General features: G+C 35.5%; 16 protein-coding genes and 3 pseudogenes. 9 read left to right on the top strand and 10 right to left on the bottom strand.

The window, feature by feature from the left end:
- Positions 1–126: 126 nt before the first annotated feature.
- The 4 genes and pseudogenes from H4J61_RS03200 to H4J61_RS03190 all read left to right on the top strand — a co-directional run bounded on the left by H4J61_RS03200 (position 127) and on the right by H4J61_RS03190 (position 4,990).
- The gene (locus H4J61_RS03200; RefSeq protein ID WP_182183622.1) at positions 127–1,056 is read left to right on the top strand and encodes a hypothetical protein; all 930 of its coding nucleotides are present in this window, start codon (positions 127–129) and stop codon (positions 1,054–1,056) included.
- Between the two features lie 1,224 nt (positions 1,057–2,280).
- Positions 2,281–2,492: pseudogene (locus H4J61_RS18135) on the top strand (cold shock domain-containing protein); the annotation flags it as partial.
- 212 nt (positions 2,493–2,704) lie between these two features.
- A pseudogene (locus H4J61_RS18130) lies at positions 2,705–2,842 on the top strand (excalibur calcium-binding domain-containing protein); the annotation flags it as partial.
- An 840-nt stretch (positions 2,843–3,682) separates the two neighbouring features.
- Complete coding sequence (locus H4J61_RS03190) at positions 3,683–4,990, top strand: site-specific integrase (protein ID WP_182183620.1); 1,308 nt, start codon at positions 3,683–3,685, stop codon at positions 4,988–4,990.
- A gap of 27 nt (positions 4,991–5,017) precedes the next feature.
- Here the strand turns inward: H4J61_RS03190 and H4J61_RS03185 are convergent, their stop codons facing one another.
- Positions 5,018–5,596, bottom strand: a complete 579-nt coding sequence (locus H4J61_RS03185; protein ID WP_182183618.1) for a hypothetical protein — start codon at positions 5,594–5,596, stop codon at positions 5,018–5,020.
- 247 nt (positions 5,597–5,843) lie between these two features.
- Between H4J61_RS03185 and yghU the strand changes: the two genes are divergently transcribed.
- Positions 5,844–6,710 (top strand): glutathione-dependent disulfide-bond oxidoreductase, encoded by an 867-nt coding sequence (gene yghU / locus H4J61_RS03180; protein WP_182183615.1) that lies wholly within the window; start codon positions 5,844–5,846, stop codon positions 6,708–6,710.
- Positions 6,711–6,765: 55 nt separating this feature from the next.
- Here the strand turns inward: yghU and H4J61_RS03175 are convergent, their stop codons facing one another.
- The 5 genes from H4J61_RS03175 to H4J61_RS03155 form a co-directional block, all read right to left on the bottom strand.
- Positions 6,766–7,980: an EAL and HDOD domain-containing protein gene (locus tag H4J61_RS03175; RefSeq protein ID WP_182183613.1), complete on the bottom strand. Its 1,215-nt coding sequence runs from the start codon at positions 7,978–7,980 to the stop codon at positions 6,766–6,768.
- Between the two features lie 131 nt (positions 7,981–8,111).
- Positions 8,112–8,561, bottom strand: a complete 450-nt coding sequence (locus tag H4J61_RS03170) for a hypothetical protein (RefSeq protein WP_182183611.1) — start codon at positions 8,559–8,561, stop codon at positions 8,112–8,114.
- Positions 8,562–8,664: 103 nt separating this feature from the next.
- The gene (locus H4J61_RS03165; protein WP_182183608.1) at positions 8,665–9,876 is read right to left on the bottom strand and encodes an ectonucleotide pyrophosphatase/phosphodiesterase; all 1,212 of its coding nucleotides are present in this window, start codon (positions 9,874–9,876) and stop codon (positions 8,665–8,667) included.
- 197 nt (positions 9,877–10,073) lie between these two features.
- Complete coding sequence (locus H4J61_RS03160; RefSeq protein ID WP_182137977.1) at positions 10,074–10,631, bottom strand: phosphoribosyltransferase; 558 nt, start codon at positions 10,629–10,631, stop codon at positions 10,074–10,076.
- 347 nt (positions 10,632–10,978) lie between these two features.
- Positions 10,979–12,157 (bottom strand): tetratricopeptide repeat protein, encoded by a 1,179-nt coding sequence (locus H4J61_RS03155; RefSeq protein ID WP_182183606.1) that lies wholly within the window; start codon positions 12,155–12,157, stop codon positions 10,979–10,981.
- Between the two features lie 229 nt (positions 12,158–12,386).
- On the opposite strand from H4J61_RS03155, the gene H4J61_RS03150 reads away from it, so the two are divergent.
- The 3 genes from H4J61_RS03150 to pepE all read left to right on the top strand — a co-directional run bounded on the left by H4J61_RS03150 (position 12,387) and on the right by pepE (position 15,464).
- A complete protein-coding gene (locus H4J61_RS03150) occupies positions 12,387–13,283 on the top strand; it encodes a hypothetical protein (RefSeq protein WP_182183605.1) in 897 nt (298 codons plus the stop codon).
- 888 nt (positions 13,284–14,171) lie between these two features.
- Complete coding sequence (locus tag H4J61_RS03145) at positions 14,172–14,588, top strand: type II toxin-antitoxin system HicB family antitoxin (RefSeq protein ID WP_182183603.1); 417 nt, start codon at positions 14,172–14,174, stop codon at positions 14,586–14,588.
- 138 nt (positions 14,589–14,726) lie between these two features.
- On the top strand, positions 14,727–15,464 hold the full coding sequence (pepE, locus tag H4J61_RS03140; RefSeq protein ID WP_404852056.1) for a dipeptidase PepE: 738 nt from the start codon (positions 14,727–14,729) through the stop codon (positions 15,462–15,464).
- A gap of 569 nt (positions 15,465–16,033) precedes the next feature.
- Here pepE and H4J61_RS03135 read toward each other — a convergent pair.
- Complete coding sequence (locus tag H4J61_RS03135) at positions 16,034–16,486, bottom strand: YidC/Oxa1 family membrane protein insertase (RefSeq protein ID WP_259363073.1); 453 nt, start codon at positions 16,484–16,486, stop codon at positions 16,034–16,036.
- Positions 16,487–17,308: 822 nt separating this feature from the next.
- Between H4J61_RS03135 and H4J61_RS18125 the strand changes: the two are divergent.
- A pseudogene (locus H4J61_RS18125) lies at positions 17,309–17,461 on the top strand (IS3 family transposase); the annotation flags it as partial.
- A 426-nt stretch (positions 17,462–17,887) separates the two neighbouring features.
- Here the strand turns inward: H4J61_RS18125 and H4J61_RS03130 are convergent.
- The 3 genes from H4J61_RS03130 to bioD all read right to left on the bottom strand — a co-directional run bounded on the left by H4J61_RS03130 (position 17,888) and on the right by bioD (position 20,334).
- The gene (locus H4J61_RS03130; protein WP_182183596.1) at positions 17,888–18,451 is read right to left on the bottom strand and encodes a YSC84-related protein; all 564 of its coding nucleotides are present in this window, start codon (positions 18,449–18,451) and stop codon (positions 17,888–17,890) included.
- Positions 18,452–18,860: 409 nt separating this feature from the next.
- On the bottom strand, positions 18,861–19,379 hold the full coding sequence (locus tag H4J61_RS03125) for a hypothetical protein (RefSeq protein WP_182183594.1): 519 nt from the start codon (positions 19,377–19,379) through the stop codon (positions 18,861–18,863).
- 277 nt (positions 19,380–19,656) lie between these two features.
- A complete protein-coding gene (gene bioD / locus H4J61_RS03120; RefSeq protein WP_182183592.1) occupies positions 19,657–20,334 on the bottom strand; it encodes a dethiobiotin synthase in 678 nt (225 codons plus the stop codon).
- Between the last annotated feature and the right edge of the window lie 76 nt (positions 20,335–20,410).

Below are 20,410 nucleotides of genomic sequence, written 5' to 3'. Positions count from 1 at the left end.
TGCCTCTGCAGACGTCATATTAATTTATTATCTTAGCCAGTGTTAACTTTTAACCGTACACTGTTTATTTATACAGTTTATCTTGGTAGAATCATTTTAACCCTCCTTAGCTAATCTCAAGTTACCATGACAAAACAAAAAATCAGCTTTGAACAACGTTATGATGAAATAGGTCAAACCCTTAAAAGCTATTTTGCTACTTTAGACTTAGCACAAAAAACCTTTGTAAATTACTGCAAATTTAATGGCCGACTATTATTTATAGAAGAACAAAGGTTCAACGAAAAAGAGCAGGGGTTTTCAGAGCAATATAAAATAGTGACCGCCTTACAAAAAGTGCTCGCTTTAGAGTATAACGATGCACCCAGTTCTTTTGCGTTACCAGGTAGTACGGAAACTTTTCATGCGGTTATTGCATTGCCAACAGAATGTGAAGAAACCATTATTGATATTAATGAGACAAAACATCTTATTGGTGAGTTACTAGCTTCAACTGTTGACGCTAGAACAAAAGTTGACGGCAATTGGACACCGATGAATAAAGAATTATTGCGCGCTATTGGCAGACCTAGAGCCAATATTAAACAAGTTAAACGTCGTTTAAATGTGCATAAACAGCAATATAGCCGTATTTCATACAGTGGCACTTGGCAACGGCCAAACTATCGCAAAACATATGAAGATGTTAAAGCCTTGTTATCTCAATTCACCTCAGAGCAAGCTAAATATGACCGAGAGACTTTGGAAAAATATAAACATCTTAAAACCTTCGCCTTATATTACGACAAACATTACAGCTCGATGGACGGAAACTTTAAACTAAAAGAGCCGGTAATAATAAAGCATAAAGATGGCAGTGAATCAGAAAAAAGTATTTTGACACAAAAAATTTCATCTCCTATTTATTTATTGTGTGAGGGTGATGTGAAAGATGTAGATGTTGAGGTTCGCTATAAAATTAAAGAAAATAAAAATACCCGTAGCTCGTTTAAAGTAGTGATTGGAGAAAAACCTATTCTGAGATCAGTGCCGGTTTACTTATATCATGAGGAATAACTCATGAGTACTTCACAACTTACTCTGGTTATTAAAGAGCAAGGATTATAATGAGCATATAACTCATTGTGACTATAAGGGTTAGTACAAAATAATATATTTTAAACGTAACGCTGCACAAGTACCGTGGCCAACTAGCCATAAAAACAAATAGAATCAACACACAACACGCATTTTATAGTTTTAAATCAGTAAATGTAATCAAGGTAACTCGAATTTAAACCTAAGCCGAAAGAAAGGGGGGAGTTCAACACGCATCTCTACTGAGTTTGTTGCAACAGCAGTTCACGCGAACTATCACTGAACAACGAAAAAATATAACGCTGGTTAGTTAGCCATGACTTTTTTGGTTAAGTGCGGTGGTTCAGCGAGCACCTACTCTTTTACCATACCTTTCGGCTTAGGTTTAAAAATGCACTTTTTTATAATATCCATACTATTGTCAAGAGCTATAAGCCATGTGAAATGAGTTATTTAAGTAAAATCTCATCGATATACCCCTTGTAAAAGAGTGATACTGTAGTGAAATGACATCACGTACAAAAAGTAATTTTTTCGCTAACCAATGCTTAAATATTAAAATGGATGCGTAAATGGATGATAGTTATTATAAAAACAAAACTCTAGGTTTTAACATTGCTATTAATAAGCATAAATAAGATGTCACTCGCTTTATACTAAGATAAATTACACATATTTGACGCTATGAGTCATCCTGTTGTGTAATACTGCTTTGAACATCGAAATACTTATGTCGTGAATGAAACTTAGAAAGGGCACTTAGTGGTTAGATGACTCGTTACCAAATCTTAAAACAATCATAGAGAAAACTTTCGATATCATCCTTGTAAGTGCTATTTAGATGCAGTTATCACCAGACGAACAAAGCAAAAGCCTTAAAACTATCAATAATCTATTAAATAAAAATGGTTACCTTGTTATCACGTTGTGCCATAGAAATTTTGAAGACGGTCGCACAGCATTTTAACTTAATGCAAAAAGAGCAATAGCTGAAGCAAAGCAGCATGGTTTATCACTGATATTATCTAATAAACATTAAGGTGACAAACTCAGTAGAGATGATGTTTCCTGGCATGCCTTATGTTTAAAAGCATGATTCCAAATATAGTTTGTTCAACATAAACTACCTAAGTGTATGTTATAATGAGACATTATATTAGTAAATTAATACCTGATTAAAGCAACATCTGCAATGGAACCGTGATGCACAAAGGACAGTTAAAAAGCTGGAAAGATGATAAAGGATTTGGCTTCATTCAATCGAGAGACCTTACTCAAGATACGTTTATTCATATCTCTTCATTAAAAAAACATGAGCAGGAAGCCTAAAGTAGGTGATTTCATCTACTTTGAAGTAGAAAAACATAACGGTAAAACCAAAGCGATTAACTGTCGTATTGAAGGTGTAGCCGCTAAAGCGATACAAAGACATAAACCTCGTATTCATAAAAACACCTCAGCGCCTAAAAGTAAGCTTGTCTTAATACTTGTGGTCATAGGGATTGCTGCTTTTGCATTTCAACGATTAGGGTTAGCGCCTTCAAACAAGCCCACACAGCAAACTCCAAATATTTTAAGACCAAATAATTCATTGTTAGAAGGCGCTTTTTCTAATAATGACTCACAATTTTCGTGTGACGGCAGGCAGCATTGCAGCCAAATGACATCTCGCGCAGAAGCCGTGTACTTTATTAATTACTGTCCAAACACAAAAATGGATGGTGATAGAGACGGCATTCCTTGTGAAAATGACTCACGGTTTTAGTCTCATCATGGATAAGAAGGAACAACACCACGATTACTTGGCTTTTCATCGAGAAAGTAGGTTTAAACAATAGTTAGTTACGGTATTTTGTAATATAAAAAATGGATGAACAAATGGGTCTAACTAAAGGTGATGAAAATTTAAGTACAATAATGCGAAAATGAACCTAACAAATTAACGTAACCAAGAAGCATGAAAAGGTGTTATTTTCTATTGCTTGGGCGAGTGCGAATACAGAGGTTTTTGACGCAATATATGACTTATCATTTGAAGCTTTAGATGAAACAGTGCTGAATACTGGGTAGTGGTAAAATGGCATAACACGAAATCAATCAAAACAGCGTTTAGTGAAATAGGCTTATTTGGTAATCAAAACTCTGTTTGTAAACCGATAACACCGAAATGGAGCCATACCATTGAAAGATTAAAAATAGCTTTAAATTGAATCAAATTACATAATTGAACGTGACGCTACGTGAAAAGTAACGAGGTAAGTCTCACAATAAAACATTTCATGCACGTAGCGCACACACAGAAATAGTGGGAATTATTATTGGGAATACAAAAACGCTAATTCAAATTGTATCCAGCGTTATATTTGTAAACCCGTTTTACTTAAAACACAAAATGTTAAAGCAGGCCACTAAATATAGCTGAAGATGTTTGCAAGCATTGACTGGAACGATCCAATAATGTGTTTGGATTAACAGGTGATTACAGGGCAATAGCACTGCCCTCCATACACCCTACTATGTCCGATACTCTATAATATTGGACATAGTGGGGTAGTTCATTTATAGTGGCTTCACACAGTATTTATCGATTATTTTGAGCCAGCTAATGTCTGCATTGAAAACTTGTCCCGAGCCATTATTTCCAACTTACCCTGAGTTATGTGAATTTACCTTTGAAGATTATCCAAGCGTTAAAACTTTATTAACACCTGATATTGCATTGGACACAGCATTAGACGCTAAGTCTATTGCTGTGTCTGAGACAGAATCTGGACCTCAAGTATGGTGGTTAGAACATTGGCATTGGGGAAAAGATTTTTTAGCCTACACAGGTCGAAATAAATCTGCCCATACTTACGATCGTTTTCGCAATGAAATTGAAAAGTTTCTGCTCTGGAGTTTCTTTATAAACAAAACCCCCATAGACAGATTAAGAAAAACTGACATCTTACAATATGCTGACTTTTGTTGGAAACCTCCCGTAACCTGGATTGGTACCAGTAACCAAGAACGCTTCAAATTAACTAACGGCTATTTTGTCATTAATGAGCATTGGCAACCATTTAAAATTCAAGCCGCAAAAAGTCAAATTATTAAAGATGTTGATAAGAAGAAATATCGTCCATCTCAACAAACATTAACTTCTTCATTTACCGCTATTATCGTTTTCTACAACTATTTAATGGCTGAAGAACTTTGCTACGGCAACCCTGCACAAATTGCTAAAAAAGACTGCAAACATTTCATTAATGACGTACAAGTTAAAGAAGTTAAACGCTTAACTAATAGTCAGTGGCAATATTTGCTAGATACTGCCACTGATATGGCAGACGAAAACCAGTCTTATGAACGAAACTTATTCGTTATTGCCGCATTAAAAACCCTATTCCTAAGGGTATCAGAGCTTAGTGACCGTGAATTTTGGTCACCTATTATGGGGCATTTTTGGCAAGATGAAGATGAAAACTGGTGGTTTAAAGTGTTTGGCAAAGGCCGTAAGCTTCGTGATACCACAGTACCACCCGACTTTATGAGTTTTCTAAGCCGGTATCGATTGTCTCGCGGACTTTCTCAACTCCCTGCTAATGGTGAAAATACCGTTTTAGTTGAAAAAATTCGGGGGCAAGGAGGCATGAGTTCTCGTCATTTAAGGCGTATTGTGCAAGAAGTTTTTGACTTAGCTTATCAAAACATGAAGCAAGTTGAAGGTGAAAACAGAGCCCTAAAACTTAAAGAAGCTTCTACCCACTGGTTGAGGCACACAGGTGCGAGTATGGAAATTGAAAGAGGTCGTGCCCTAAAAGATCTTTCAGAAGATCTTGGTCATGCAAGCATGGCAACCACGGATACCGTTTATGTCCAAACCGAAAACAAAAAACGTGCTGAAAGTGGCAAACGCCGAAAAGTTGATTAATTGCTTCATCTAAAATATCAAAACAACTTATAAAGAATAAACATCAGGGCAAACAGTGACAGTTGCCCTGCTGTCACAAAGATAAATTTGTTTAAAACGATTTTGCCATTGCTCGATTTCACTACTGATAAAGCTGTCTTGCCAAATTTTTTGGACATGATAAAAACTGTCTTTTCCTAGTAACATCAGATGCAATATTTTGGCTTCACTGCCATTTTTTTTCTTACAGTTTGTCTGCCATATCTCGCTTGGATATAGCTCATTAGGCAAAGATTCTAGTGTTAGTGTTGTAAACTCTACACAGGTGTCATAACCAGGTTGGTCTATAACTTGGCGAAAGTAAGCTATTTTTTTATTTTTTGGTGCAGTAACACTGATAACGTAAGCATCTTTAAAGCCATGAATGGGATGTTGCCACATTCTAGTATGGTAATTTTCTTTATTTTCAATCGAAACATGCCAACCAGCTAAAAAGCCAGAATAAGGCGTAATGAGGTTTTCACCTTTAAATACAGATGTTTTATGTTCAACAATATTTGTGCAGCCAACTAAAAAAATATAACTAAAGCTTAACAAAAAAATATTTTTGATGATTTTTATCTGCACGCTAAATTTACCCATTAGAAAATATTGAACATTATATTACTCGTTAATATAGGCTTTTTAGGGTTTTGTTTATATAGCGAATATATTGAAACGCATTTAATTAATCAAATTTTCACCCTAAAATCTATTACGCCTGGTTATTATTTCACTGGTCGCAATCTATATAAAATTTTGATAATAAAACTAGTATGTTATTAACTTTAAGCATAACGTACCAAACGTATAATTTATAAATATTGGAGCAGGCATGAGTGAAGAAAATTCATATATCCCACCCAAAGTGTGGCAATGGAATACTAGCAATGGTGGTAATTGGGCAAGCATTAACCGCCCTATTTCTGGATCAACACACGATAAAGTATTAGAACAAGGTAAGCACCCTTTTCAGTTATATTCCCTTGCAACGCCCAATGGCGTTAAAGTCACCGTTATGTTTGAGGAGTTACTGGCCTTAGGTAAGGAAGCACAATACGATGCCTTTCTAATTGACATTAGCAAAGGAGATCAATTCGGTAGTGGCTTTGTAGAAATTAATCCAAACTCAAAAATACCTGCCTTGTTAGATAATAGTGATGAGCAATCAATTCGCTTATTCGAATCTGGTTCTATTTTATTTCACTTAGCTGAAAAATTTGATGCCTTTTTACCCAGTGACAACAAACGTGCTGAATGTATGTCTTGGCTATTTTGGCAAATGGGTAGCGCACCTTATCTTGGCGGTGGCTTTGGCCATTTTTATGCTTACGCCCCTGATAAAATAGAATATTGTATTGATAGATTTTCTATGGAAGTAAAACGTCAACTCGATGTACTCGACAAGCATCTTAAAAACAATCATTACTTATGTGGTGATGAATATACCATTGCCGACATTGCTATTTGGCCTTGGTATGGTGCACTTGCTTTAAATCGTTTATATGATGCCGCAGAATTTCTAGATTTATCGTCTTATAAACATCTAATGCGTTGGGCAGAAGAAATAAATCAGCGACCTGCAGTAAAACGTGGTGTTATGGTCAATAAAACCTGGGGAGAGCTATCAAGCCAGTTACATGAACGACATGATGCCAGCGACTTTTTAGAACGTACACAAGATAAACTAGCCAAAGAGTAGTGTAAAAGCAAAAGAGCGTATGATAAATGCGCTCTTTTATCATACCGTACCAACACTAATATAAATCTAAAGACTTACACCAGTTACTGGCATGAACGAATTCTTTGTGGATAAAGTTTGGGTCAAGTCGATATAACTCAGCTAATGGCTGAATATTTTCACCCTTACCGGTAATGTAGTTTGTGGTTAAATCTAACAGTTTTCCTAGTAACCCAGTGTGATTTACTAGCGCATCTTCAATCGGTTTCGCTAAGGGCATGGTTTTTAAAACTTCATTCATTGGCATGCTCAAAATCACCTCTATTGCACTTAATAAACCGGTAATAAAGGCAAAGTCGCTCACGGCAATGAATACACTTTCATTGGCAATTTTCGCCATTAATTTAGCGGTTATCAAAGATTGTTTTGAAACTTCACTGTATTTATTAGTTGTTAGTTTTGATAACGCAAGAATCGTAACGAACTCTTTAAGCTTGTCTTCACCTAAGTATGCTGCAGCTTGTTTTAACGAAGTTATTTCTACCCGTGTGCCGGTTGCTACATTGTTAACTAATTTAAGTAACCCAACCGTTAAATTAACATCGTGACCAATTATTTCCGCTATACGGTTAAAGTTTAGGGGCTTATTAAAGGTTTCACTGATCAAATGTAGCATTTGCGATTTAATGGGTACTAACGTTTGCCCAGCAATAATTTCGGGCTCATGATAGAAAAATCCTTGGTAATAACTAAAGCCAATTTCCGCCAACGATTGTAACTGATAATTGGTTTCAACCTTTTCAGCAATTAACTTAATATCAAAAGCTTTGATTCTATCCAAAACTGGACGTATACGTTTAGCGTTAGTTTTTTCTATATCGATTTTTATCATCGCGAGATAGGGAAACAACACATCCCACTTTTCATCTAGGTCATATTCGGTTAAAGCGACTTTATAACCTTGATCATGATAATACTTGACGATTGTTAACAGCCGATCATTGGCTGACTTATGCCCCACTAATTCAATGACAATACTGTCTTTATTGAACATCAGCGGATAGTTATTGATCAGGCACTTTTCAGTAAAATTTATAAAGGCTAACTTACCTAAACTAACCGATTGAATGTCACTCTGAAAATGATTTTGTATGATCAATTTAGAACTGGCAATATCTTGATCTATTTCGGGGAATTTATTCTCTGGACTATCTCTAAATAAAAGTTCGTAACCAAGCGTTTGATTATTTTTGTCTAGTATGGCTTGACGAGCAATATAGCTTATTTGCATAGGCAGATTCTTTAAAGACGGATGGTTAATAAAACATAGCTTATTTTCCATCTTATTGAAAAGTTATTTAAAAAATAGCTAAGTTTTAATTTTTATCGGCTATGTAATAAGTGCATGCAAATAGACTATGGCTAAACGTCAAATAAAGTAACCTTAGCGTTTGCAATGTCTAAGCTAATTACATCACCGTAATGAAGGTGTTCAATGAATGGCGCAAGTAATTCAAGTTGATTTATTGGCTGTAAGTGCTCTATTTTAGTATCAAGTTGCGGTTGATAAATTAGCGCAGGATAAGAGGTAGAGTTGGCTAAAATATGACATCGACAAAACTTGAAGTTTTCTGCCGGCATATTTTCATGCCATTTTACTTGCTTAAAATAGTGATCATAAAAATTCATAACAATGGCATGGCAGTTAAATTGAGCATTTATTGTTGCGAGATAGTATCCGTTAAGATCCAACCCCAGCGCTTGAAAAAATGGTAACTGTGCGCCGATAGTGCCTCGAGGGAATCTAGGATCATTTGCACGACCTGACGCCACTTGATGCCCTTTTACCACGGTAAATTTAAATATCGCCATTTGTGCCTTTTTATTTAGCTTGAGCCGGGCTTGCTGAGCAAAGTAAAACTGACTAGCTTAACTAAGTTCTGTGCTTGCATCATTGGTAAGGCTATTTAACCGATTACTTAACTATTTGCTCAGCTACTTGATAGCTACCGTCAATATTATCGACATCTGTTAGCCCTAATGCTCGAGTAATAATAGGTAATACATGTATGTTCTCAAACGCTGCAGTTTGCTTGTTTTTACTAAATGCAGGTCCCGTTGCGATAAAAATAGCCTCAAGGTCTTGAGATGACTTTGGATCGTAACCATGTGTTTCTGCTTTGATATTCGCCTTACCTTGACTAAAAACATAAGATGGTAAGGCTTCAATAATAACATTAGGTACTACCGCTGTTTTTCGGTTTAAATGCCAATGGGCTGGAAAGTTAAGGTATTCATATACACGGTATTGGGCTTGTTTGTTCTCGGTTTGAGCATTGGCTTGGGCATGATTAAATAACTGAACACTTTGCTGTAATTTAATCTCGTTATCGCTATACAAATATAATTGTGTGGCGCCATTAATGGCTTTTACACCCTCGATAATATTTTCCTGCCATTTTATAACATGGTGTTTATTAATTTTAGTCATGCCATGATCTGAAACAATCACTAAATTAACCTTACCCTTAAATTCCTGATTAATTTGTTGGACAAAATCTCCAAGTAAAGCATCAAGTTTGCTTATAGCATCAATAAGTTGTGGAGAGTTTTCACCAAATTCATGACCGGCATCATCAACACTGGCAAAATAACCCGCGATAAAATTTGGTCGTTCGGATTCAGGTAAGCGTAACCATGCCAGTATTTGCTCAAGCCTTGTTTTATTCGGGGTGGAATGCTTATAAGGATAATAATAACTAGCCGTTTTATTATCTATGGCTGTCTCAGATTCTGGCCAGAAATAAACCGCCGATTTATTGCCCTGCATTTCATTGATATGCCAAAGTGGCTTGGCAGTTAACCAGCGGGCATCGTTTTTTCCATCACCAAATTTATAGTCTTTATCAATATCTCGATGATAAAAGCTATTATGCACAATGCCATGATTTATTGGATAACGACCGGTGATAATACTTAAGTGATTTGGAAAGGTTTTACTAGGATAAACCGGTAACAAAGCTTTGGCACTGGTGCCCTGCTGCATGAGCGACATTAACGTTTTAGGTTGGTATTGTGCTATATAACCTTGAGCAAAGCCATCGATAGATAATAGTACGAGCGGCGTTTTAGCCAAACTCACAGAGGAAAAAAAACAGCCCAAAAGTATTAATGCTTTTAGATTCATTCGACACAACCAGATTAAGTTCGCTTTAATTTTAGACTGTGTAAGATAAGGTAATAATAATTTTTTTACAAGCGAGTAGCTTAAGCTTTTGGTCTTTACGCTAGACGACTGAAAATTTCACTCTGCCTATTTCCTTGATATAACAACCAACACAGGTTAAGGCCGTATGTTAGTTGCTTTAACTGATAAAATAACGGCTATTCGAATAAGTCTAAAATATTGACCAAATCTTTTTTACCATGGGCTATTTCGTCAGGTGTTAAACCTGATAATTCATGTGGAAAAACTAACCATTCTGTTGATTCATGAACATAATAATCAGGCACTAAATCCACTTTGGAATTTGTGGGTTTATACCAAGGGCATGCGATTCTGATATCTTTTGGCATATTATTGCGGGTTAACTTTTTCATTTGAGCTATTAACGCTTCAATACTTCGACCAGAATCGAAAACATCATCAACAATTAACAGCCCGTCATCGGCATTGGCATTTTCAATAATATAATGTAAACCGTGCACTTTAATTTCTTTGCTTTGTTGGTTTATACCGTAATAAGAAGACGTGCGAACCGCTATATGGTCAGTTTCTACTTTTTTAAAGTCAAAATATTCTTGTACTGCAATGCCAATAGGTGCACCACCACGCCAAATTCCAACAATAAATTGTGGTCTGAAACCGTCTTCAAAAACTTTCGCAGCAACACGAAATGAATCTTCAAGCAACTCTTGTGCTGTTATAAATCGCTTTTCCATTGATGAGCTAACCTCATTAAATTAATTTTTTGTTGAGGGGCATTATAACGTGTTTTTTACTAGCCAGAGTAGCCCAGTCGACTTATTTATATATTTTGAGCCACAAAGCTGATTTTCAGAAAGATAACAGCAAAGGCGATAATAAAAACAAGGGTGCTTATTCAGCTACCTGCATGATAAAAAACAAACGTAAAGGTGGTAAGCAAGATACTGTAAACTGGCTACTATATTTCAATATCAACTAATCCAAATAAGCCTAGTAAATCACAAACTAAAAATACCTTGATAACAATAAAGCCAAAGTTATATGTAAAGTAAAGCACAGGTTATTATTTTAATATCAAGATTTACTCTTTTTGATTTAAAATAGTTAACTTCACTAAGTATTGCTTATCGAGTTGAGCGAGATGATTTTTTGCCATGGCTTTTTTGATGTAGCTTTTCGCCTTTCCTACCTCATCCAACATATAGTAAACTTTTGCTAAACCAAAATAAAATTCATGAATGTTGTTATTAAGTTTTATCGCCTTTTTATAGTGATTCATTGCCTCTTTATAAGCGCCTTGATAAAACTTTTCATCACCGAGTAACGCATAATAATAAGGATTATTTGCTCGCTTGCGCATAATATAGCTGTCTAGATGTTTCGCTTCTTCATACAACCCGTTGGCATGTAATAACATACTCAAATTAGCCATCGTGGTTAAATTATTATGGTTTAAACTTATCGCGTATCGGTAAGTGTCAATCGCACTTTGCTGATAACCATTAAAACGATATAAAATACCTAAGTTACCCCACGCGGAAGAAAAAAGAGGATCGACTTTGGTGGCTTTTTTTAAATAAGCATAAGCCGTAACATAATCACCATTAACCATGGCAGTAGCGGCTTTATTATTGTAAAACATTGCCAGCACGGTGTTTTTATTTATTTTATGTTTTTCAAAGGGCTGTTTATTTACAAAAGGGTCGAAATCAATTTCAATACTTGTGCGCTGAAAAAGTACCCTTTTATCAGGAGATTTTTCATCCAAAACAGTGAGATTAATATGACCAGTAAGCATATTAACACGACCATTACGCACCCAGTATTCAGGCACGTCAACACGTTGAAATGCAACGCTTAGCTTCGCCTCTTGGGCTATCGCATAAGCCATAATGGTTAATGATAAACAATTAGCCGCTTGGTTTTTAAATGCTTGGGCAGCAATAACATTGGCACCAGACTCATAAGCTAAATTGATGTCTTCAGGACTAAAGAAATGCTGAAGTAGTTTGGTCGCTTTTTTGCGGGCATCACGCTCTAAACTAATACTTTTTGCCATGGTTTTCATCTCGGTACTTAAGGCAAATATTTCAGTATCAGTTTCTATTAAAATATCTTTATAGCCGATAAATTTATCATCTAAAAATTCACTAGCTTGGCTATCGCCAAGATAATAGTTTTGTAATGTATTACCTGACTGGCAGCCAGTTAATAAGATAAAGGTTATGCCTATAGCGCAGAATATTGGTGGTTTTTTCATCTATACTCCAAGACAATATCAACTTAGATATACTTTAAGCATATTACTTATTATGAAATTTAGCCGTTTTTTACCTTAGATTAATAAAAAATTACACTTCATTAATCGACATCATCACTATATTGAGTTGCCAATTCAAAGCCTTGCCTACAAATGGACGAGTAATTTTTTTTATTCCCTGCTATGCTTCGGCTTAATTAACTTGCTAAATTTTATTGGTTTTACATTTATGAAAAAAACACTGGCCGGATTTTTTACCGGAAGTGCTATTGCCGTTATCATAATCATAGCTACCACGAGCTATCAGTTATATAAGAACAAATATGCCACCATTGATGCTCAACTAAACGAAATATCAGGTATTGAGTTTGATAAACACAATAAACTGTGGGCAATTAATGATGGTGGCGACCAGGCAAAGTTATACCAGCTAAATAAAACAGGTGGTATTGATAGAGAAATCACCATTACTAACGCTAAAAATATTGACTGGGAGGATATGACTCAAGACGATTTTGGTCATTTCTTTTTAGGCGACTTTGGTAATAATGACAATCTGCGTAAATGGTTAACGATATATAAAATTGAAAATCCCATCGATATAAAAGGTGAAACAACGCAGGCAGAAATTATTAAATTTAATTATCCTGAACATACCAGTTTTCCACCTAAAGCCGATGAAATGGTATTTGATGTCGAAGCTTTCGTTTTTTATAAAAAGTACCTTTATTTATTTACCAAAAACCGTACCGTACCTTTTAACGGTATAACTAGCTTATATAAAATTGGCGCTTACGCGGCTAATCATGATGCAGAAAAAATAAGTCAATTTAAAACCTGCACTATTGCAGAAAAACTCTGTTGGATAACGTCAGCTGCTTTAAGTCCGAGTAAGAAAAAACTGGTACTGCTCGACTCACAACGCATTTGGCTGTTTGAGAATTGGCAAGGTGATGATTTTTTCTCTGGAGATAGGTATCGTATTGATTTAGGTATTGTGACGCAAAAAGAAGCGATAACCTTTCTTAATGAAGAGGTTATTATCTTTACTGACGAAGAGTTTTTCGGTATTGGCAGGAACGCCTACGAAATAAACCTTAATGATGTCGAAAAACATAAATTTTAAGCTTTAATTGCTCAACTTTAAGCATTAAAAATTAGCGAGTTTTTCTATTTATGTGGTAATCCCGCCATGGTGCATGACACACGAGATGTATTACTTGAGCTAGGTTTTAAAAAACACTTAAGACGCGCTTCGGAACATTTTTAGTTTTAACAAACTATGACTAAAAAATATGGGTAGTTACTCACTCAGCATAATTAAAACAGGGTCAAAATCTCACCTAGCAAACGAGTTCATTGGGTCAGTAATTGGCATAATCACCTGACAAAAGGAACAGTTTTTCATCTCATCATATGATTATTTTTAATATAAAACTAAATTTCTCACTATCTACCGCGATTAAACGCTAAATTTTTTCGGATAACTTTCTGGTTCAAAAGCCATCAACCAACTCATTTATAGCTCTTTTAATCGTCAACTTTATTAGTCAGTTTTATTAGTCAGTTTTATTAGTCAGTTTTTATCATCTTATAATGATATTACCCTGTGCTAATTAAAGCCAAAACTCACTAGTAACAGTAAATATAAAATGTCATAAAAGGCCGGTACTACCAACTCAGCAGTAAAATCAATCATTATTGCTGAAATTATTTCACTACATTCTTGCACCCAATAACCCTATAAATAATCTTCTTTTTAAATATCAGATTTTATTAAAAACATAATGAAAAAACCCATGATAAAAAAATCATCTCAGTTGATAAACAATATTAAGGTAAGTGAATAATCACACCGTAAAATTATAGAGTTATTGGGGTTGTCTTTTTTCGATTAACAGGAGTTATCAGGGTTACTACTCGCTTGTTAATGGTAACCCTAAGGGTTATCTGAGTATTTACAGATGGAGGTGTTGGGGTTATGCTTGGTAAAGATAAGATAAAGGACAAAGCTATGAAATATCCAGTCTTGGTTTTACGCAATAACGATGATAAAAATTACCTGCTTTCAGTTGTGGATTTACCGGGTTGTCAGGTAAAAGCAGCAACCATTGACGAGGGCTTTTTATTATTAAATGTCGCCATGATTTCACACTTAAACATATTGGTTGAATACGGTGAAAAAGTGCCACAGGCAAAAACTATTGAAGAGCATATGTTGTTATCTACTGCCGCCTCACCTATTTGGGCCATGCTTGATTTTGACATTGTCCCCTACATGGGGAAAAGCCATAAAATCAATGTAACCTTACCTGAACTATTAATAAAAAAAATTGATGATCGGGTGGCTAAATCTTCAAATTACAAAACACGCTCTGGTTTTATTGCCATGGCATGTTTAACAGAGTTAGCTAATACTAAACACAATTAAACGACTTCAAACTAACGTTTGAGGTCGTTGTTCTGGCTGAGTTATATTGAGTATAAAAACCAATGATGGTTAAAATTCTCCTTATAAATCAAGTGACATGATACCACTTAATGAATTGAAAAGGCTAAAAAATTGACTATTGAAAATGCAAACTTACTACTACTAAGTAGCTCTCGTGTTGGTGATACAACCTACTTACAACATGCATTAGCTTTAATAAAGGCAAAGCTTACGGGTGTTAATGAATTATTATTTATTCCTTATGCCGGTGTGACAGTCAATTACGATGACTACACGGCAATGGTGCAAAATGCATTAACTGAGCTAGGCATTAAAGTAACCGGTATTCATCAGTATGCTGACCCCGTCAGCGCAATTAATGCCGCGCCAGCAATAGCGGTTGGTGGTGGCAATACTTTTAATTTATTGCATCAGTTATATCAAAACAAGTTAATTAAAGCCATTCAAAGCAAAGTAGCACAAGGCACGCCTTACATAGGCTGGAGTGCAGGTTCAAATATTGCGGGACTTTCTATTCGCACGACAAATGATATGCCTATTATTGAACCTGAAAGTTTCAATGCTCTGCAACTTGTTGATTTTCAGCTGAATCCACATTATACCGACTATAACCCTCCGGGTCATAATGGCGAAACTCGTGCACAACGTTTAGCCGAATTTATGGTGCTAAACACGACTACACCCATTGTTGCGATTGTCGAAGGAACCGCGTTAGATATTAAGCAAAATACCATTAAGTTAGTATCGGGCTTATCTGATACAAAAGGCTCAGCAACTGCAGCTAATGGGTTTTTATTTAAGGCAGGTAAAAAAACTATTATCACCACTGAAGATAACTTAGATTATCTTTTATAAATTATAAATTATAAACTAGATATAAGTGATTTATGTCATATATGTGATCTTCAAATAAAGCTTACTAAGTTCAAGCTAGCAGAGATGTTCACTGTAGTGGCATAATTAATTTGGCCACTACAAGTCGGTCGCCACAGTGGTTATTTGTCGTAATATATTGTCTTTCTAAAGATTCTAAGCACTAAATTCTTAACAAACCAGCACTAGACTTATCGACAAAACCTTGAATCACTGTTGCCAATAGATTTTCATATCTATATAGGTAATCCAATACCTGTCATGTTCATTTTTATAATGCTCTAAGCAATGAAGCATACATTTGAATACGTTTTGTATGTGTTCACTTGGTAGGCTCAAGTAAATTTTAATGGTTATACTCTGATTATAAATTATTTTGCATTGGTTATATTTCTTAGCACTCGAAGCGGCTAACTTCAGGTGTTTGAGACAGCTAGGAACTTGAAAAATAAAGCTATAGAATGATATTTATACCACTAAATCAGCAAGTTCCTATGAATAAAGGAAGGTATACTAACGTTTATGTTTACCTAGATCCTGTCTCCTCTGCACTATTTTCCATCATCATTATCATCGTATTCATGTGATTTATCTTCCTCTGCATTATGATTCATCATTTGCTCCATCATCATTTGCATCATGTTCATGTGGTTTTCCATCATGCCCATACGTTTTTCCATACTCATTTCTTTACTCTTGTTCATTTGTGCCATGCCGCCTTTGTCTCCCATCATGTCACCTTTGCCGTTCATCATATGCATGTCTTTTGGCATCATCTCCATGTGCTGTTTCATCATTTCCATATGTTGCTCCATCAATTCTAGATGTTTATTTGGATCCGTTTCTTTTTTAATCTTTTCCATCAATGATTGCATCTCTTGCATATGTTGATGCATTTTCATCATTTGCTCATGATTCATCATTCCCATCATGCTGCCCATCATCATACCTTCATCTTTCATTTCAGCTTTATGATTATCATAGGCAAATACCGGTGAAGCCAATACACTTGCTATAACTATTGCTTTAATTACTGTTTTCATGAGTTCGTCCTTTTTTCATTGTTGTAGTATTAAATTTTTTCACACCAAATTTAGAGTCTGCTTAAGGTTATTATTCAATTAATGATAGTGAACAATATTAAAGCTTTACTACTTCCTTCTTTCCTTACATTGTTATCTATTAATAGCAGTAGTTATTAATAGATAATCAAAGTCCTGAAACTTTGTGATAATTTACTATTTCTACGTCAAAGTTCGTTTATTGTTTTAAGTGGTGTTGCTTTTAACTGATATTGCGTTACTTCTCTTACAGCTGAATCACCATTAACTTATTTAATTTTTTTATTGGTTGTTAACCATAACCAAGTTTAAATTTCAGTATAGCGTTGCCAAAAACTTATGCTCACTTCTTTCCAATGCAATCAGTCTAAGCAATAATTAATCAACCGCTCCTAGTAAGAAAAATAATTCACTCACTTGTGATTGCTGCCAAAATTCTTTCCATTGGTATCAACATGGGTGTTTTAGCTTTGTATGCTATATGTTCTTGGCCAATTTATGAGGGCTAAGTAACGGTAAAACCCATGACGCAATTACATCCTGATTGCCAACACGAGCGAAATTCCTGAATATGAAGGTTCTCTTATTAACCCTTAAGTTTTCTTTATAGTTACGGTTGTCGACTGAAGCATAGGTCATGGGATATAGAATGAAAGTGCAATTTTTTTGATGCGTTAACAGTGACTATTTAGCAACTACAAGACAAAGAAACACAGATAGTTAACTTAGCTGAGGGAGTAATATGTTAACCACAAACATTGTTGATTGCTCAAATCTCATGGGTTTATGGATAGCAATAAGTAAAAAATTTGATGTTGGAATAATGTCATTGCTGAAATTTTATTTAATAGTTTAAAGCAGGAACGCCTTCGTTGGCAAAACCATGAAACACGTTACCAAACACAGCAGGATGTGCTGAGTTAAACAATAATCTAGCACGACAGCCACTGACTGCATTCTTATCTGGGTTATCCTAGGTTATCAAAGTCCAAATAAATTTTAATGATTAATTAGAGTATTATAAATGATTGCTTAACTAAGGTAGTTGAATCAATCAGACCATGCCAGCCTAGTAGGTTTGACAGCTACGTGGGGCAAAAAATAAGATGACAAAATGAATTTATTGATGACTAAATTTTAATCCAAGGTAAATTTTCTGCTTATTAGCACGTACGGACAGTTTTTACTTTGCAGATTGATTTTAAAGGAAATTTTTAACTGCCGGTACTTATAACAGATAAAGCAAAATCATATTCAAAGGTCCCTTTGTATTCAAAAAAATGACCCTGTAACCGTTTTTGTTACAGGGGCAAAAAATATACTAGGCGAATGCACTAAATAATTTTAATTTAGCTCACTATCCTTCCAGAACTTAGTTCCTTTAATCGTAGCTTGTAGTGCTAAACCATTTTCGGTGAAAGTGTATACGGTAACGTCACCATAATATATTTCACCTTCAACTGATGCACCCTTATTGCCTGCTTTTGCGGCGGCATCTGCATTACCACCAAAGGTCCAACCTTTATTAACAAAGTTGTTCATTGCTTCATTGGTATGAAAAACCATTACGATACGGTAGTCCTTCACACCAAGTCCTAAGCCAACGCCTCCTTCAGCCATATTCATATAAATATATTTACTTGTGTTCATATCTTTTACGACGCCATAACCTGTACCTGCTGCGATCAGTATCAAATTCACATTGGCATTAGAAAATACCGCGTAACCTGGAGCCGCGTTTATTTGTGCGCGAGTATCGGGTTTATTAGCAAAAAGCTGGGTTAAGACATTATCTTTCATGGTAAGTATCTCTTGCTGCTTTTCCATTTTACTACCTGTCCCCATGGACGCGCACGCCACTAAGGTAAAGCAAAGAATTAGACAGGTTAAATTTTTAATCGATAACATTTTTTATCCTCTTCATTTCAAGTTTATATCACTTAATCTTATGCTATTTTAATAACATACAACGTTATGTTTAATATATGATTTCAATTAGTGTCCGAAAATGCGACACAGACTTAATATTAATAATATCACTATTTGGTTGATTGCTTAAATCCGTAATCGATGCAGGTTTAACTACACTAAAAGAAAGGGCAAAAGTGAAAGCACCTGCAAGAATTCATGCGGAAAAATTGATAAAATCAAATACCCTTGTAACGGTAGGAAAGTAGGAAAGTAGGAAAGTAGGAAAGTCAAAGATATGGTATGACTTACCTACTAGCTATCAAATTGGTATTAGAATAGTTATTTGCCAAATACTGCTTAATTCTTTATTTCAAGCAGGCAGAATGGAGTTGCTTTAAATACCAAGTTATTTTATCGGCACCATAATATGAGCATATGGAGTATCTCCCCACATAACAAATGGTCCTCCTGATTGAGGATCTCGAGTTATTCCTTTTAGCATTTCTTTGGGAACAATGATCATTAAGTGGGGACCAGTTTCTGTATAATCATGAGCCTTCTTATGATCAGGATGATACGGCGTCGCATTACTCACTCCCGAACCAATATCACCTTTTAACATGTATGAAATGCCAATTCCTTTCGCCTTAAAATCAGCTTTAGAACCAACCGCACTCATCATCTCCATCCAAAGGGCATCATTACACATAGGTGCTTTATCTCCTGGCATAGTGTCAGGCATACAAGTCCAATCGTTAGTACCTTTTTGTAAAACTTGTCCGTCTGAATCAAGGATAGTCGCTTGTTGACTTATAGACGGCGGTGCAGCGGCCATGGCCCGATTGATTTTGGTTTCGCTTGACTCTGCTAATACCGCAAAATTAACAGACAACAAGGATATTATTATAAGTATTGTGTATTTCATCTAATATTTTCCTTTTTTATCATCTAAAGTTATAACTCAATAATTAAGTTACGAGCATTAAAGTATAGGTTAAAAAAAATCGTCGTTAATAATACCTGTAATTTTGTGCCTTGCTTGGTCGGTTCTTGAATAACAAGAACCGACCACTTTGTGGTGTTGGTGGTTATAATGTGAGTTAATATCAAAAATTATCTACAATCAAAAACATCAATAAAAAATTAAATTTTCTTACTGGGTTAACCAATGTTTACTACTTATAAAAATGAACAGACAGACGTTAAATCAGTGAGGTTAATAACCTAATATCTATTCGCTGCGCTGCTTTAGTTATATCTAATTCAAAAGGTAACTCTGCCAATTTAGGTATGGGTAGTAGTGTAGTCAACTCACTAATATTTTCCGCTAAATAAGGCATGCTTTCTGGACAGTTTGCTATCCAGCCCACACAGTTTAGGCCATCAGCTACAATTGACTGATAAGTTAATACCGCATGGTTTAAGCAGCCTAGTTTCATATTCACCACAAGTACAACATCTTGACAACTTGCTTGTACGAACGCTGATAAATATTGCCCTTGCCCTAGCGGTAAACGCCAGCCACCCGCGCCTTCACAAATAACAACATCAGCAGCTAATGCGGTAATTTTTTCATAGCCACGTTGAATATCTATTAAGCTAATGGCTTGTTGCATCTGAGCTGCAGCTATATGTGGTGCAATAGGTAGTTCAAAAGCAATCGGATTAACCTGTGAAATCACTTGTTGGCAATTAGACTGTTTTAACAATAACAAAGCATCGTTATTAACTAACTGATGATTAACTCGCTCGCAACCCGCGGAAATCGGTTTATAGACCGCCACTTTTTTATTATGGGCCACTAAGGCATTTACAAGTGCTTGGGCTGCGTAGGTTTTACCTGCGTCTGTGTCGGTGGCGGTAACAAATAACTTTAACATAATAGGTCACTCTTAAAATTCAATCATTGTTTTATGATTGGCTGTTTATCAGGTTCTTAGGCTTAATAAGACAAAA

Source organism: Colwellia sp. MB3u-4, from assembly GCF_014077065.1.
Classification (GTDB): Bacteria; Pseudomonadota; Gammaproteobacteria; order Enterobacterales; family Alteromonadaceae; genus Cognaticolwellia.
Note: the sequence above shows the minus strand (reverse complement) of the source record. Positions and strands in the feature narration are given on the sequence as shown.